This is a genomic window from Dietzia maris (assembly GCF_036287335.1).
GTDB classification, from domain to species: domain Bacteria; phylum Actinomycetota; class Actinomycetes; order Mycobacteriales; family Mycobacteriaceae; genus Dietzia; species Dietzia cinnamea.
On record NZ_CP143053.1, the window covers coordinates 1,520,311 to 1,535,000 of the forward strand.

Annotated in this window: 14 protein-coding genes; all 14 read left to right on the forward strand. The window is 71.3% G+C overall.

Annotated features, from left to right (window positions below):
- Positions 1-11: 11 nt before the first annotated feature.
- The 14 genes from pheT to tyrS all read left to right on the forward strand — a co-directional run bounded on the left by pheT (position 12) and on the right by tyrS (position 14,331).
- On the forward strand, positions 12-2,501 hold the full coding sequence (gene pheT / locus VYL96_RS06930) for a phenylalanine--tRNA ligase subunit beta (protein ID WP_131886588.1): 2,490 nt from the start codon (positions 12-14) through the stop codon (positions 2,499-2,501).
- Complete coding sequence (gene thiD, locus VYL96_RS06935) at positions 2,494-3,318, forward strand: bifunctional hydroxymethylpyrimidine kinase/phosphomethylpyrimidine kinase (protein WP_243699819.1); 825 nt, start codon at positions 2,494-2,496, stop codon at positions 3,316-3,318. The genes pheT and thiD overlap by 8 nt, the downstream gene beginning before the upstream one ends.
- 125 nt (positions 3,319-3,443) lie before the next feature.
- Entirely contained in the window at positions 3,444-4,214 is a 771-nt protein-coding gene (locus VYL96_RS06940) for a DUF2786 domain-containing protein (RefSeq protein WP_131886589.1), read from the forward strand.
- 45 nt (positions 4,215-4,259) lie between these two features.
- Positions 4,260-5,297, forward strand: a complete 1,038-nt coding sequence (gene argC, locus VYL96_RS06945) for an N-acetyl-gamma-glutamyl-phosphate reductase (protein ID WP_131886590.1) — start codon at positions 4,260-4,262, stop codon at positions 5,295-5,297.
- The gene (locus VYL96_RS06950; protein WP_131886591.1) at positions 5,294-5,791 is read left to right on the forward strand and encodes a hypothetical protein; all 498 of its coding nucleotides are present in this window, start codon (positions 5,294-5,296) and stop codon (positions 5,789-5,791) included. The genes argC and VYL96_RS06950 overlap by 4 nt, the downstream gene beginning before the upstream one ends.
- Before the next feature lies 1 nt (position 5,792).
- Entirely contained in the window at positions 5,793-6,728 is a 936-nt protein-coding gene (gene argB / locus VYL96_RS06955; protein WP_207913609.1) for an acetylglutamate kinase, read from the forward strand.
- Positions 6,725-7,939 carry an acetylornithine transaminase gene (locus tag VYL96_RS06960; RefSeq protein ID WP_131886592.1) on the forward strand — a complete coding sequence of 405 codons (1,215 nt, stop codon included), beginning with the start codon at positions 6,725-6,727 and terminating at the stop codon, positions 7,937-7,939. The genes argB and VYL96_RS06960 overlap by 4 nt, the downstream gene beginning before the upstream one ends.
- Positions 7,936-8,886 carry an ornithine carbamoyltransferase gene (gene argF / locus VYL96_RS06965; RefSeq protein ID WP_131886593.1) on the forward strand — a complete coding sequence of 317 codons (951 nt, stop codon included), beginning with the start codon at positions 7,936-7,938 and terminating at the stop codon, positions 8,884-8,886. The genes VYL96_RS06960 and argF overlap by 4 nt, the downstream gene beginning before the upstream one ends.
- Entirely contained in the window at positions 8,883-9,380 is a 498-nt protein-coding gene (locus VYL96_RS06970; protein WP_131886594.1) for an arginine repressor, read from the forward strand. Before argF ends, VYL96_RS06970 begins: the two co-directional genes overlap by 4 nt.
- Before the next feature lie 68 nt (positions 9,381-9,448).
- Positions 9,449-10,648, forward strand: coding sequence for an argininosuccinate synthase (locus VYL96_RS06975; protein ID WP_007627020.1), 1,200 nt, complete (start codon positions 9,449-9,451; stop codon positions 10,646-10,648).
- Complete coding sequence (gene argH / locus VYL96_RS06980; protein ID WP_131886595.1) at positions 10,645-12,102, forward strand: argininosuccinate lyase; 1,458 nt, start codon at positions 10,645-10,647, stop codon at positions 12,100-12,102. The genes VYL96_RS06975 and argH overlap by 4 nt, the downstream gene beginning before the upstream one ends.
- 5 nt (positions 12,103-12,107) lie before the next feature.
- The gene (locus VYL96_RS06985) at positions 12,108-12,329 is read left to right on the forward strand and encodes a Trm112 family protein (protein ID WP_131886596.1); all 222 of its coding nucleotides are present in this window, start codon (positions 12,108-12,110) and stop codon (positions 12,327-12,329) included.
- The gene (locus VYL96_RS06990; protein ID WP_131886597.1) at positions 12,326-13,054 is read left to right on the forward strand and encodes a DNA-3-methyladenine glycosylase; all 729 of its coding nucleotides are present in this window, start codon (positions 12,326-12,328) and stop codon (positions 13,052-13,054) included. Before VYL96_RS06985 ends, VYL96_RS06990 begins: the two co-directional genes overlap by 4 nt.
- Before the next feature lie 5 nt (positions 13,055-13,059).
- On the forward strand, positions 13,060-14,331 hold the full coding sequence (tyrS, locus tag VYL96_RS06995) for a tyrosine--tRNA ligase (RefSeq protein WP_131886598.1): 1,272 nt from the start codon (positions 13,060-13,062) through the stop codon (positions 14,329-14,331).
- The last annotated feature ends 359 nt before the right edge of the window (positions 14,332-14,690 follow it).

Genomic DNA, 14,690 nt, shown 5'->3' on the forward strand with positions numbered 1-14,690 from the left:
AGGACCCCACAGTGCGAATTGCGCAGTCCTGGTTGACCGAGATCCTGCAGCGGGCCAACGACGGCTGGACCGTGACCCCCGCCGAGCTCGACGCCGGGTTCGTCCGCGTCGGGCTCGAGGTGGAGGGCGAGCCGGAACAGCTCCCCGAGATCACCGGCCCGCTCACGATCGGCCGGGTCTCGAGTATCGAGGAGCTCGAGGGCTTCAAGAAGCCCATCCGTTTCTGCTTGGTCGACGTGGGCGGGGACGAGGCACAGCAGATCGTGTGCGGCGCCCGGAACTTCTCCGAGGGCGATCTGGTCGTCGTCGCGCTCCCCGGCACGGTCCTGCCGGGCGGGTTCGAGATCGGTAAGCGTAAGACGTACGGCAGGCCCAGCGAGGGCATGATCTGTTCGGCGTCCGAGCTGGGCATCGGCTCCGATCACAGCGGGATCATCGTCCTGGCCCCCGGCACCGCCGAGCCGGGCGATCCCGCCGGGCCGGTGCTCGCCGCCGGTGCCGACGAGCGGGACACCGTCATCGAGCTCAACGTGACCCCCGACCGCGGATACTGCCTGTCGGCGCGCGGCCTGTCCCGCGAGCTCGCGTGTGGGTTCGACCTCGACTTCGCCGACCCCGCCGTCGAACTCGGGCTCCCGGCCGACGCCGAGACCTGGCCGCTGGAGGTGCTGCCGGAGTCGGGCGCCCGGCGGTTCGCGCTGCGTCGCGTGACGGGGATCGACCCGGCCGCGCGCACCCCGTGGTGGATGGCGCGCCGCCTGCTGCTGTCGGGCGTGCGGCCGATCTCGCCGGCCGTCGACGTGACCAACTACGTCATGCTCGAGCTCGGTCACCCGATGCACGCGTTCGACGCGGCGCGACTGCAGGGCGGACTCACCGTCCGGCGGGCGCGGGCGGGGGAGACCCTGGTGACCCTCGACGACGTCGAGCGGACGCTCGACCCCGAGGACGTCGTCATCTGCGACGACAGCGGGCCCGTCTCGATGGCCGGCGTCATGGGCGGGGCCTCGACCGAGGTCTCCGATCAGACGACCGATGTGCTGCTGGAGTCCGCCGTGTGGGACACCCTCGCCGTGTTCCGGACCATCCGCCGGCACAAGCTGCCGAGCGAGGCGGGCAAGCGCTATGAGCGCGGGGTCGACGCCGCCGCCTCGATCGCGGCCCTGGACCGCGCGGCGACCCTGCTCGCCGAGATCACCGGGGGCACCGTCGAGGCCTCCCTCACCGATGTCGGTTCGGCGCCGGTCATGCCGACCATCGCGTTCGACCCGGACCGCCCCGCGCGCGTCGCCGGCGTCGGGTACCCGGCCGGGACCGCGCGGCGCCGGCTGGAGCAGATCGGTTGCACCGTCGCCGGTGACGACGCGGTGCTGCTCGAGGTGACGCCCCCGACCTGGCGTCCCGACCTCGCCCTGCCGGCGGACCTGGTCGAGGAGGTGCTGCGCCTCGAGGGGCTGGAGAACATCCCGTCGGTGCTGCCCACCGCGCCCGCGGGCCGGGGCCTCACCGCCGAGCAGCGTGGCCGCCGCGCCGTCGGGCACGCCCTGGCCGCGGCCGGGCACGTGGAGGTGCTGACGTCCCCGTTCTGTGATCCGTCGGTGTTCGACGACATGGGACTGGGTGACGACGACGAGCGCCGCAACACGATGTCCGTGGTCAACCCCCTCGAGAGCGACAAGTCGCACCTCGCGACCACGCTGCTGCCCTCATTGGTCGAGATCGCCCGCCGCAACATCACCCGGGGGACTCGCGATCTCGCGCTGTTCTCGGTCGCGCAGGTGTCGTTCCGTACGCCCACAACCGCGCCGGTGGAGATGCTGCCGGTCGACCGCGAGCCCACCCCGGAGGAGCGCGAGCGGCTGAGCGCCTCGCTGCCCGAGCAGCCGCTGCACGTCGCTGCGTTGTACACCGGCAAGCGCGAGCCGGCCGGGCACTTCGGCCCGGGCCGGGAGGCCGACGCCCTCGACGCGGTGGAGGCGGCGAGGATCGTCGGTCGTACGCTCGGTGCCGAGGTGCGTGTCCGGGCGGCGGAGTGCGCGCCCTGGCACCCGGGCCGCTGTGTGGAGGTGCTCGTCGACTCGGTCGTCGTCGGGCACGCCGGCGAACTGCACCCGGCGGCGTGCGAGCGACTCGGAGTGCCGGCCCGGACCTGCGCCGTGGAGCTCGACCTCACCGCGATCGGTGTCCGTGAGGTCCTGCCGGCCCCGACGATCTCGGCGTACCCGGCGGTGAACCAGGACGTCGCTCTCGTGGTGGACGCCTCGGTGCCAGCCGCGGACGTCGAGTCCGCGCTGCGCTCGGGGGGCGGGGAGTTGCTCGAGAGCGTGCGCCTGTTCGACGTCTACACCGGCGCCCAGCTCGGCGAGGGCCGCAAGTCCCTGGCGTATGCGCTGACGTTCCGCGCCGCCGACCGCACGCTCACCGAGGACGAGGCGAGCACCTGGCGCAGCGCGGCCGTCGAGGCCGCGGAGAAGTCCGTGGGGGCGGTTCTGCGTGGCTGACAGGGTCCGGGCACCGAGGGTGCTGTGCATCGCGGGCACCGACCCGTCCGGCGGCGCGGGTCTGCTCGCGGACGTCAAGGCGGTCGCCGCGATGGGCGGGTACGGGATGGGCGCCGTCACCGCGGTCACCGTGCAGAACACCGTCGGCGTCACCGGGGTGCACGCCGTGCCGCCCGAGACCGTCATCGCCCAGCTCGACGCCGTGGCCGATGACGTGGTGATCGACGCCGTCAAGATCGGCATGCTCGGTGAGGCGGGCCTCGTCGAGGCGGTCGGGGACTGGCTTCGTCGTCGTCGTCCCCCGCACGTCGTCCTCGACCCGGTCATGGTCGCCACCACCGGTGGCCGGCTCGCCAGCGAGGACGCCGCGCGCATGCTCCGTGACCTCGTCCCCCTCGCGGACCTGGTCACGCCCAACGTCCCCGAGCTCGCCGTCCTGTGCGGCGAGACGGGCGCCACGGACATCGAGACCATCGTCGGTCAGGCTGAACTCGTCCACGAGCAGACCGGCTGCGCGGTGCTCGCCACCACCGGTGACCTCGAGGACGGCAGCGCCGAGGACGTCCTCGTCGAGACCGATGGCGACCGGCGGACCACGCTCCGCCTGCCGTTCGTGCGGGTCGACACCCCGCACACGCACGGCACCGGATGCTCGTTGTCCTCGGCCCTGGCCACCGCCCGTGTCGGCGCGCAGGACTGGGAGGCGGCCTACCGCCGAGTCCGGCCGTGGATGGACGGGGCGCTACACGGTGGGCTCGCACTCGAGGTGGGCCGTGGATCCGGGCCGCTCGACCACACCTGGTTCCTGCACCGCTGAGCGTCTCCGGCGGTGGCCCCGGACGTCGGGCGCGGATGCTCCGGCCCAGGCGCGGCCGCCGTCGGTGTCGTACAGGCGTGCGAACATCCGTCCCGACTGACAGTCGAGACGACCAGGAGCAGACCATGAACACTTCCCATGCCACCTCTTCCCCCTCCGACCCCACCTCGTCCCCCGCTCACGGCGCCCCACCGCCGGAGAAGGCGCTCGACCGGGTGCGGAAGCTCTTCGCCAAGGCCGAGAGCGTGGCCGGGACACCGGAGGCGGACGTACTCCTCGAGCGCGCCTACGCACTGCTCGCCAAGTACGGCGTCGACGAGGCGCTGGCGCGCACGGGTCCCGACACCACCGCGGCGGAGGTGACCGTGCTCGACCACGTGGTCTCCGGCAGGTATCAGCCCGATCAGGTGGGCCTCGTCGCCGCACTCGCGTCGGCGATGCACTGCCGGGCCGTCACCTCTGTGCGCGGTGACAATACGCGCGTCGTCCACATCGTCGGGGTCCGGCGGCACGTCGAGCGGGTGGGCATGCTCGCCGGTGCGTTGACCGGGGTGATGCTCGCCGCGGCGGCCCGCCAGCGCCCGGCGCCCGGCGTCTCCGCCGTCACCCACCGCAAGTCGTTCATGACCGGGTTCGCCTTCGAGGTCGGCCGGCGGTTGGAGGCCGCCGAGCAGGGCGCGGTCGCCGAGAGCCGCGACGCGGCAGGGGCGGGGATCGTCCTCCGGTCGGACGCCCAGAGGGCGGACGCGGAGCTGCGCCGCCGGTTCCCGACCGCGGTGCGCGGTACCCGCCGACGGGTCGGCATGTCCGGGATCGAGGAGGGGCGCCGGGTGGGCGGCTCGGTGGACCTGGGGCAGCGGCGGTTCGCGGGGGGACGGCGGCAGCTAGGGGCCTGACCCCCGCACGTGCAAAAGATTGCAACGTCGTGCATACTCGTGCGCATGGCAATCAAGGTAGCGGTCGCAGGTGCTTCGGGATACGCGGGAGGGGAGTTCCTCCGCCTCCTCCTGGGGCATCCGGCCTACGTGTCGGGTGAGCTCGAGCTGGGCACCCTGTCCGCCGGGTCGAACGCCGGGCAGACGCTGGGTGAGCATCACCCGCACCTGCTGCCGCTCGCCGACCGTGTCCTGGCGGAGACCGACGCGCAGTCCCTCGCGGGCCACGACGTGGTGGTGCTCGGCCTGCCCCACGGGCACTCCGCGGCGATCGCCGAGCAGCTGGGGCCGGACGTCCTCGTCGTCGACCTCGGCGCGGACTTCCGGCTCTCCAGCGCCGAGGACTGGACGGGCTACTACGGTTCCGAGCACGCCGGGTCGTGGCCGTACGGACTCCCCGAACTGCCGGGGGCGCGCGAGGCGCTGCGGACCACCCGCCGTGTCGCCGTGCCCGGGTGCTTTCCCACCGGGGCCACGCTCGCGCTGTTCCCGGCCGTCGCGGCGAAGCTGATCGACGCCTCGGCCATCACGATCGTCTCCGTCACCGGCGCGTCCGGCGCCGGCAAGTCCGCCAAGGTCCCGATGCTGGCCTCGGAGGTCATGGGCTCGGTCAAGGCGTACGGCGTCACCACCCACCGGCACACCCCGGAGATCCTCCAGAACCTCCGGTCGGTCACCGACGAGGAGGTGTCGTTGAGCTTCACCCCGGTCCTCGCCCCCATGGCACGCGGCATCCTCACCACCGCCGTGGCCCCCACCACGGCGAGCGCCGCCGAGCTGCGCGCGGTCTATGCGGAGGCGTTCGGCACCGAGCCGTTCGTCCACGTCCTGCCCGCCGGCGTGCAGCCCATGACCGCCTCCGTTCTCGGTTCCAACGCCGTGCAGTTGGGCATCGAGGTGGACGAGCGCGCGGGCCGCGCGGTGTTCACCGCCGCGATCGACAACCTCGCCAAGGGCACCGCCGGCGGGGCGATCCAGTCGATGAACCTCGCTCTCGGCCTGCCCGAGACCGACGGGCTCAGCACGGTCGGTCTCGCCCCGTGACCGACGCCGGACCGGTCGGTGCGGACGGCGCCGTCCCGGGCGAGGACCTCCACGGTCTCGTCCGCCGGAGGTACATCGACGATCCCGGGAGCGTGTCCTGGTGGGCGCCCGCCGGCACCGCGGCCCGGCTCGACATCGCCGCGCCGGGCGTGTCCGAGGCCGCGCTGGCCGGCGAACTCCAGTGGAGCGCCCGCTGCGCACAGGTCCCCGCCACCCGGGCCGTGGTGTTGATCGGAGATGCCGGCGCCGGGGACACGGCCACCGACTTCACCGCCGCGCACCTCGTCGCCGAGAGCGTCGCCGAGTCGCTGGCCGCGGCGACGGCGACGCAGGTCGGCCCGATCGAGGTCCTCGTCTTCCGGCCGGACATCGAGCACTCGCCGCTGCCCGAGCCGGTGCCCACGGCCGACGGCGTCGAGTTCCGGTTCCGGCACCGCGGCGGCGCCGACGTCCATCTCGCCCTGACCATCCCCGACCAGCCCGGAGAGGCCTGACATGACCACAGCGATGAACGACGGGTCCACAGAGCTGACGCCGTTCGTCCGCGCGCACGTCCTCGCGGAGGCGTTGCCGTGGCTGCAGAAGTTCCACGACAAGATCGTCGTGGTGAAGTACGGCGGCAACGCGATGATCGACGACGAGCTCAAGAAGGCCTTCGCCGCCGACATGGTTTTCCTGCGCACCTGCGGACTCAAGCCCGTCGTGGTCCACGGCGGTGGCCCTCAGATCACGTCGATGCTCACGCGGCTCGGGATGGAGGGGGAGTTCCGCGGCGGGTTCCGCGTCACCACCCCCGAGGTGATGGATGTGGTGCGGATGGTGCTGTTCGGGCAGGTCGGTCGTGAACTCGTCGGCCTGATCAACGCGCACGGTCCGTACGCGGTCGGCATCTCCGGCGAGGACGCCGGCCTGTTCACCGCCGTCCGGCGTACCGCGATGGTCGACGGTCGGCCCACCGACATCGGACTCGTCGGCGACGTCGAATCCGTCGATCCGCGCGCCGTCCTCGACCTCATCGAGGCCGGGCGGATCCCCGTGGTCTCGACCATCGCCCCCGATGTCGACGGGACCGTCCACAACATCAACGCAGACTCCGCCGCGGGTGCGCTCGCCTCGGCCCTGGAGGCGGAGAAGTTGGTCGTCCTCACCGACGTCGAGGGGCTGTACACGGACTGGCCCGACCGTTCCTCGCTGGTGACTCACCTGGGCACCCGGCCCCTGGAGCGCCTGCTCCCGTCACTGGAGAGCGGGATGGTCCCCAAGATGGAGGCCTGCCTGCGCGCCGTGCAGGGCGGCGTGCGCGCCGCCCACGTCATCGACGGCCGTGTCGAGCACTCCGTGCTGCTGGAGATCCTCACCGAGGGCGGCATCGGGACGATGGTGACCGAGGGCGATCACGAGACCCGGATACCGGCAGGAGACCACGCGTGAGCGAGAAGACCACCCCCACCCTCACCTCGAGGTGGGACACCGCCCTGATGCGCAACTACGGCACACCCCCGCTCGAGCTGGTCTCGGGACGCGGTGTCACCGTCGTCGGTGCCGACGGCCGCGAGTACACGGACCTGCTCGGCGGTATCGCGGTCAACTCGCTCGGTCACGCGCATCCCGCGATCGTCGACGCGGTCAGCCGGCAGGTCGCCGAGCTGGGGCACGTGTCGAACCTGTACGTCCACCCGACGGTCGTCGAGCTCGCGGAGCGGCTCGAGTCCCTGCTGGCGGTGGAGGAGCCGGTGCGGGCGTTCTTCTGCAACTCGGGTGCCGAGGCCAACGAGGCCGCGTTCAAGATCGCCCGTCGCACCGGGCGCTCGCGGATCCTCGCCGCCGGGAACGGCTTCCACGGTCGGACCATGGGCGCGCTGGCGATGACCGGCCAGCCCGCGAAGCGCGAGCCGTTCGAGCCGATGCCGGCCGGCGTCGAGTTCTATCCGTACGGCGACATCGACGCCCTCACCGCACTCGTGGAGAAGGACCCCGGTGACACCGCCGCCGTGATCCTCGAGCCCCTGCAGGGCGAGGGCGGCGTCGTCGAGCCGCCGGAGGGGTTCCTCGCCGATGTCCGCGCGCTGTGCACGGAGCACGGCGTCCTCATGATCGTCGACGAGGTCCAGACCGGCATCGCTCGTACCGGCGCGATGTTCGCCTCCCGCAAGGCAGGGGTGGTGCCCGACGTGATCACCCTCGCCAAGGGGCTCGGCGGCGGGCTGCCGATCGGCGCATGCCTCGGGATCGGCGCGGCCGGCGAGCTGCTCACCGCAGGCCAGCACGGGACGACCTTCGGGGGCAACCCGGTCGCGTGCGCCGCCGCGCTCGCGGTGCTCGACACGATCGAGTCCGACGATCTCGTGGCGCACGTCGACCGGCTCGGCAAGGTCATCGCCGCGGAGATCGAGTGCCTCGACCATCCGCTGATCGACCACGTGCGGGGACGGGGGCTGCTGCTCGGCATGGTGCTCACCGCCCCGGTGGCCAAGTCCGTGGAAGAGGCCGCGCGCGGGGCCGGCTACCTCGTGGGGGCCACGACCACCGACGTCGTCCGGCTCGCCCCGCCGCTCATCCTCACCGAGGGGCAGGCCGCGGAGTTCGTCACCGCGTTGCCCGCGATCCTCGATGCCGCGTCCCAGAAGGAGTCCTCGTCATGACCGGTGCCCCGGCATCCTCCCACTCGGTACGCCACTTCCTGCGCGACGACGACCTCAGCCCCGCCGAGCAGGCCGCCGTCCTCGACCTCGCGCTGGAGCTCAAGGCCGAGCCGTTCTCCGCGCGCCCGCTGGAGGGCCCCCGTTCCGTCGCCGTGATCTTCGACAAGACATCGACGCGGACCCGTTTCTCCTTCGACGCCGGAATCGCGCAACTGGGCGGCAACCCGATCGTCGTCGAGTCCGGTTCCACCCAGATGGGCAAGGGCGAGACGCTGGAGGACACCGCGAAGGTGATGTCCCGCTACGTCGAGGCGATCGTGTGGCGGACGTACTCCCAGGACGGACTCGTCGAACTCGCCGCGCACTCCGACGTCCCGGTCGTCAACGCCCTGAGCGACGAGTTCCACCCCTGCCAGATCCTCGCGGACCTCCTCACCATCCGGGAGAACTTCGGCCGCACGGCGGGCCTGCGGGCCGTGTACCTCGGCGACGGGGCCAACAACATGGGCCACTCCTACCTGCTCGGGTTCGCCACGGCCGGCATCCACGTCACCATCGCCGCCCCCGACGGATACCAGCCCTCCGGGCAGGTGGTGGCCGACGCCGAGCGGATCGCGGAGGTCACCGGCGGATCGGTCCACATCACCACCGACGTCGACTCGGCGGTCGAGGGGGCCGACGTGCTCATCACCGACACGTGGGTGTCGATGGGCATGGAGGACTCCGCGACCGACCGCCTGCGCGACCTGGCCGACTACCGGCTCGGCCAGGAGGCGGTGGACCGGGCCTCCGACGACGTGATCGTCCTGCACTGCCTGCCCGCGTACCGGGGCAAGGAGATCTCCGCCGACGTCATCGACGGACCCCGCAGCCGGGTGTTCGACGAGGCGGAGAATCGGCTCCACGCCCAGAAGGCACTGCTCGTCTGGCTCCTGGAGCGGGCGTGACCTCGGTCGGCGCCGTGAGTCGGACGGTGCGGCACGCCCGGATCACCGAGATCCTCCGGCGCCGCCCGGTCCGCAGCCAGACCGAGCTCGCCGAGGCACTGGCCGAGGAGGGCATCGCGGTCGCGGTGGCTACCCTCAGCCGTGATCTGGACGAGCTCGGTGCCGTCAAGCTCCGCGCCGCGGACGGGGGAGCGGGCCGCTACGTCATCCCGGAGGACGGGAGCCACGTCCCGGGCATCCCCGGGGGCACCGACCGACTGGCCAAGCTGCTCGGCGAGCTGCTCGTGTCCGCCGATCACAGCGGCAACATCGCGGTTCTGCGCACCCCACCGGGGGCCGCCAACTTCCTCGCCAGCGCCCTGGACCGCGCCAACCCGGACGACGTCGTCGGCACCATCGCCGGGGATGACACCATATTCGTGATGGCCCGCGAACCCGTCTCCGGAGCAGAACTCGCGGACCGACTCGCCGCGCTGGCCCGACGCCAGCTCTGACCGGGCGACCCGCGGACGAGCCGCACACCCAGACCCACAGACCCACAGCACACACCAAGGAGAACACCATGTCCGATCGCGTCGTCCTCGCCTACTCCGGCGGACTCGACACCTCCGTCGCCATCAGCTGGATCGGCAAGGAGACCGGTGCCGAGGTCGTCGCCGTCGCCATCGACCTCGGCCAGGGTGGCGAGGACATGGACGTCGTGCGCCAGCGCGCGCTGGACTGCGGCGCCGTCGAGTCGATCGTCGTGGACGCCCGCGACGAGTTCGCCGAGGAGTACTGCGCCCCCACCATCAAGGCCAACGGTCTCTACATGCGGCAGTACCCGCTGGTGTCGGCGATCTCCCGTCCCCTCATCGTCAAGCATCTCGTCACCGCGGCGAAGATGCACGGCGGCACGTCCGTGGCGCACGGCTGCACCGGCAAGGGCAACGACCAGGTCCGCTTCGAGGTCGGCTTCGGCGCGTTGGCACCGGATCTCGACGTGATCGCGCCGGTCCGCGACTACGCGTGGACCCGCGAGAAGGCGATCGAGTTCGCCGAGAAGAACGAGATCCCGATCAACGTCACCAAGAAGTCGCCGTTCTCGATCGACCAGAACGTGTGGGGTCGCGCCGTGGAGACCGGCTTCCTCGAGGACCTGTGGAACGCCCCCACCAAGGACGTCTACGACTACACCGAGGACCCGACCATCAACTTCGCCGCCCCCGACGAGGTCACCGTGACCTTCTCCGAGGGCGTGCCGGTCGCCATCGACGGTCGCAAGGTCACCGTCCTCGAGGCGATCGAGGAGCTCAATCGCCGCGGCGGTGCGCAGGGCGTGGGTCGTCTCGACATGGTCGAGGACCGGTTGGTGGGCATCAAGAGCCGTGAGGTGTACGAGGCGCCGGGCGCGATGATCCTCATCACCGCGCACAAGGCCCTCGAGGACGTCACCCTCGAGCGTGAGCTCGCCCGCTACAAGTCCGGCGTCTCGGACGAGTGGTCGAACGCGGTCTACGACGGACTGTGGTTCTCGCCCCTGAAGTACGCGCTGGACGCCTTCATCGACAACACCCAGCAGCACGTGTCGGGCGACATCCGGATGGTCCTGCACGGCGGGTCGATCACCGTCAACGGCCGCCGCTCCGACTCCTCGCTGTACGACTTCAACCTCGCGACCTACGACGAGGGCGACTCGTTCGACCAGAGCTACGCGAAGGGCTTCGTCAACCTGCACGGCCTGAGCTCCAAGATCGCCGCCAAGCGGGACCTCGGCCTATGAGTGCCGAGCAGAGCGACCGCGGGCGGGCGACCGGGGACGACAGGCACGGGACCAACACCGGCGCCCTGTGGGGCGGCCGGTTCGCCGGCGGTCCGGCGGAGGCCATGGCAGCCCTGAGCAAGTCCACCCATTTCGACTGGGAGCTGGCGCCGTACGACATCCGGGCGTCCAAGGCGCACGCCCGGGTGCTGCACCGGGCGGGTCTGCTCACCGGCCCGGATCTGGACGCGATGCTCGACGGCCTGGATCGCCTCGCCGCGGACGTCGACTCCGGCGCGTTCGTCCCGGCCGAGTCGGACGAGGACGTCCACGGCGCCCTCGAACGCGGGCTGATCGACCGGGTCGGTGCCGAGGTCGGTGGACGACTGCGGGCCGGCCGCTCACGCAACGACCAGGTCGCCACCCTCTTCCGCATGTGGCTCCGCGATGCCGTCCGCGCGGTGGCGGCGGGCGTGCTCGATGTGGTCGACGCGCTCGTCGCGCAGGCCGACGCCCACCCGGAGACGGTCATGCCGGGCAAGACCCACTTCCAGGCCGCCCAGCCGGTGCTGCTCTCTCATCAGCTGCTCGCGCACGCGCAGCCGCTGCTGCGCGATCTCGACCGGATCCGTGATCTCGACCGCCGGCTGGCGGTGTCGCCGTACGGTTCGGGCGCACTGGCCGGGTCCTCGCTCGGGTTGGACCCGGACGCGATCGCCGCGGAGCTGGGGTTCGACCGTGCGGCGGACAACTCGATCGACGCCACGAGTTCGAGGGACTTCGCGGCCGAGGCGTCCTACGTCCTCGCGCAGATCGCGGTCGACCTCTCCCGCCTGGCGGAGGAGCTCATCGCCTGGTCGACTCCCGAGTTCGGGTACGTCACGCTCGCCGACGAGTGGTCGACCGGCAGCTCGATCATGCCGCAGAAGAAGAACCCGGACGTCGCCGAGCTGATGCGCGGTAAGACGGGGCGGCTCATCGGCAACCTCACCGGGCTGCTCGCGACCCTCAAGGCGCAGCCGTTGGCCTACAACCGGGACCTGCAGGAGGACAAGGAGCCGGTTTTCGACTCCGTCGCGCAGCTCGACCTGCTCCTGCCGGCGATGGCCGGGCTCGTCGGCACCCTCGAATTCCATCCCGAGCGACTCGCCGAGCTCGCGCCCGCCGGGTACACGCTGGCGACGGACATCGCCGAGTGGATGGTCCGCCGGGGCGTCCCGTTCCGGGTCGCCCACGAGGCGGCCGGTGAGTGCGTGCGGGTGGCCGAGGGCCGCGGGGTGGGACTGGACGAGTTGGACGACGACGAGTTGGCGGCCGTGGACCCCACGCTCACGCCCGAGGTCCGCGAGATCCTCACGGTGACCGGCTCGGTCGCGTCGAGGAACGCCCGTGGCGGGACCGCGGGTGAGGCAGTGGCGGAGCAACGCCGGCGGTTGGGCGAGGTCCGTGACCAGTTCGCCGCGTGGGTAGGGTGAGACGCATGTCCGTCATCGACGCACGTCTGCTCGAGATCCTCGCCTGTCCCGAGGACAAGGGCCCCCTCCTCCTGGTCGACGGGGAGACGCTGTACAACCCGCGACTGCGCCGGGCCTACGGGATCGACGACGGCATCCCCGTCCTGCTGGTCGACGAATCCCGGCAGGTCGACGACGCCGAACACGCGGACCTCGTCGCCCGGTCGGGCGGAACGCCCGCGGAGTGAGTCCTCTGGCGGGCGCGTCCGGGGCCGACCGCGACGCCACGGGTGGTGACGACACCGGTGGCTACGACACGGGTGGCGAGCGATTCCGGGCGTTGCTGCGCGAGTCGTCCCCGGACGAGGCGGCGCGGTTACTTCTCGGCGGGATCCTCACGCACGACACGGTCTCGGTGCGCGTCATGGAGGTCGAGGCGTACGGCGGGCCCGCCGATTCGGCGTTCCCTGACGCGGCGGCCCACACGTGGCCGGGTCGCACGGCTCGCAACGAGGTGATGTTCGGCGACGCCGGTCACCTGTACGTGTACCTGAGCCACGGGTTGCACCAGTGCGTGAACATCACCTGCCGACCTCAGGGTGAGGGAGGGGGTGTGCTCCTCCGGGCGGCCCGCGTGGTGGGGGGCCACGAGACCGTGGAGACCCGCCGGCCCGGCGTCCCGGCGGAGCGCACCGCCCGCGGTCCCGGCAATCTCGGACGCACGCTCGGCATCGATCTGTCGATGCGGGGCACCGACGTGTTGGACCCCTCGTCGTCGATCCGGTTCCGACCTGCGCCGGTTCCCGACGCCCACATCCGCTCCGGTCCGCGCGTCGGGGTCTCCCGCGAGGCGGACCGCCCGTGGCGGTTCTGGCTCGCCGGCGCGCGGGAGGTCTCCGCCTACCGGCGGAGCCCACGCGCCCCGCAGGTCACCCGCCCCGTGGTGGCCGGTCGCACCGATGGGGGACAATGACGGTCGTGACCAACAACATCCTCGATGAACTGCAGTGGCGTGGGCTGATCGCCCAGTCGACCGACCTGGACGCGCTGCGCACCCACCTCGACGCGGGGACGGTCTCGCTCTACTGCGGGTTCGACCCGACCGGTCCGAGCCTGCATGCCGGGCACCTCATCCCGTTGCTGACCCTGCGCCGGTTCCAGCTGGCCGGGCACCGGCCGATCGTCCTCGCCGGCGGCGCCACCGGGATGATCGGTGACCCCCGCGAGGTGGGGGAGCGGGTCATGAACACCTCCGACACCGTCGCGGAGTGGACCGAGCGGATCGCTGGTCAGTTAGAGCTGTTCGTCGACCTCACCGAGGGACCCACCGGCGCGCGGATCGTGAACAACATGCAGTGGACCGGGCACATGTCGGTCATCGAGTTCCTGCGCGACGTCGGTAAGCACTTCTCGCTCAACACGATGCTCGGGCGCGACACGGTCAAGCGTCGCCTCGAGGGCGAGGGCATCTCGTTCACCGAGTTCTCCTACATGCTGCTCCAGGCGAACGACTTCCTGCAGCTGCGCCGCAACATGGGGTGCACACTGCAGCTCGGTGGGTCCGACCAGTGGGGGAACATCATCGGCGGTGTCGACCTCAACCGGCGGGTGGACGGCGAGACGGTCCACGCCATGACGGTCCCTCTCGTGACGTCCGCCGACGGCAAGAAGTTCGGCAAGTCCACCGGAGGCGGCAGCCTGTGGCTGGATCCGTCCATGACGAGCCCGTACACCTGGTACCAGTACTTCCTCAACACCGCCGACGCCGACGTCGTGCGTTACCTACGGTGGTTCTCCTTCCTCGGACGTGAGGAGATCGACGAGCTCGAGGCGTTGACCCGCGACAAGCCCCACCTGCGTGCGGCGCAGAAGCGCCTCGCCGAGGAGATGACGACGCTCGTGCACGGCGTGGCCGCGACGGAATCCGTCCAGGCCGCCGCGCAGGCCCTGTTCGGCCGCGGCGAGCTCGGCGGGCTCGACGAGGCGACGCTCGCAGCGGCGCTCGAGGACGCCGGCGCGGTGGAGATCGCCCCGGGCAGCCCGACGACCATCGTCGACCTGCTCGTGGCCTCCGGTTTGAGCGAGAGCAAGGGTGCTGCCCGGCGTGCTGTGGGTGAGGGAGGTGCGTACGTCAACAACGAGCGGGTCTCGGACCCCGAGTGGACGCCGTCCTCCGGCGATCTCCTCCACGGCGGATGGTTGGTCCTGCGGCGTGGCAAGAAGAGCTTCGCGGGCGTCCGCATCAACTGATCCGCCCCTGTCTACGACGATGGCGTCGGCTCGTGCCGACGCCATCGTCCGTTAACGGGCTTGACCTGCGGGTTTGCGTTTGCGTTCACGCCTGCGTAACTTATTGGACGTCGCCGAGAGCGGCCCGGACCGAGAGGCCCGAGCCGCCCGAGGAGACAGGCTCCAGCAAGTCGGAGCGCCGAGCCGGTTTGACACGGTGAAGCGGGACCGCTAAGTTGGAGGAGTTGCCTCGAAAGGGGCGGCGATCACCCCGGAAGCTGTTCGGCCGTCTGGTCGGGTGTGTGGATGGTGTGTGGGTGTTGTTTGAGAACTCAACAGTGTGTTTTGTTTGTGATAGTGCCAAATTTTTTGTTTGGTTG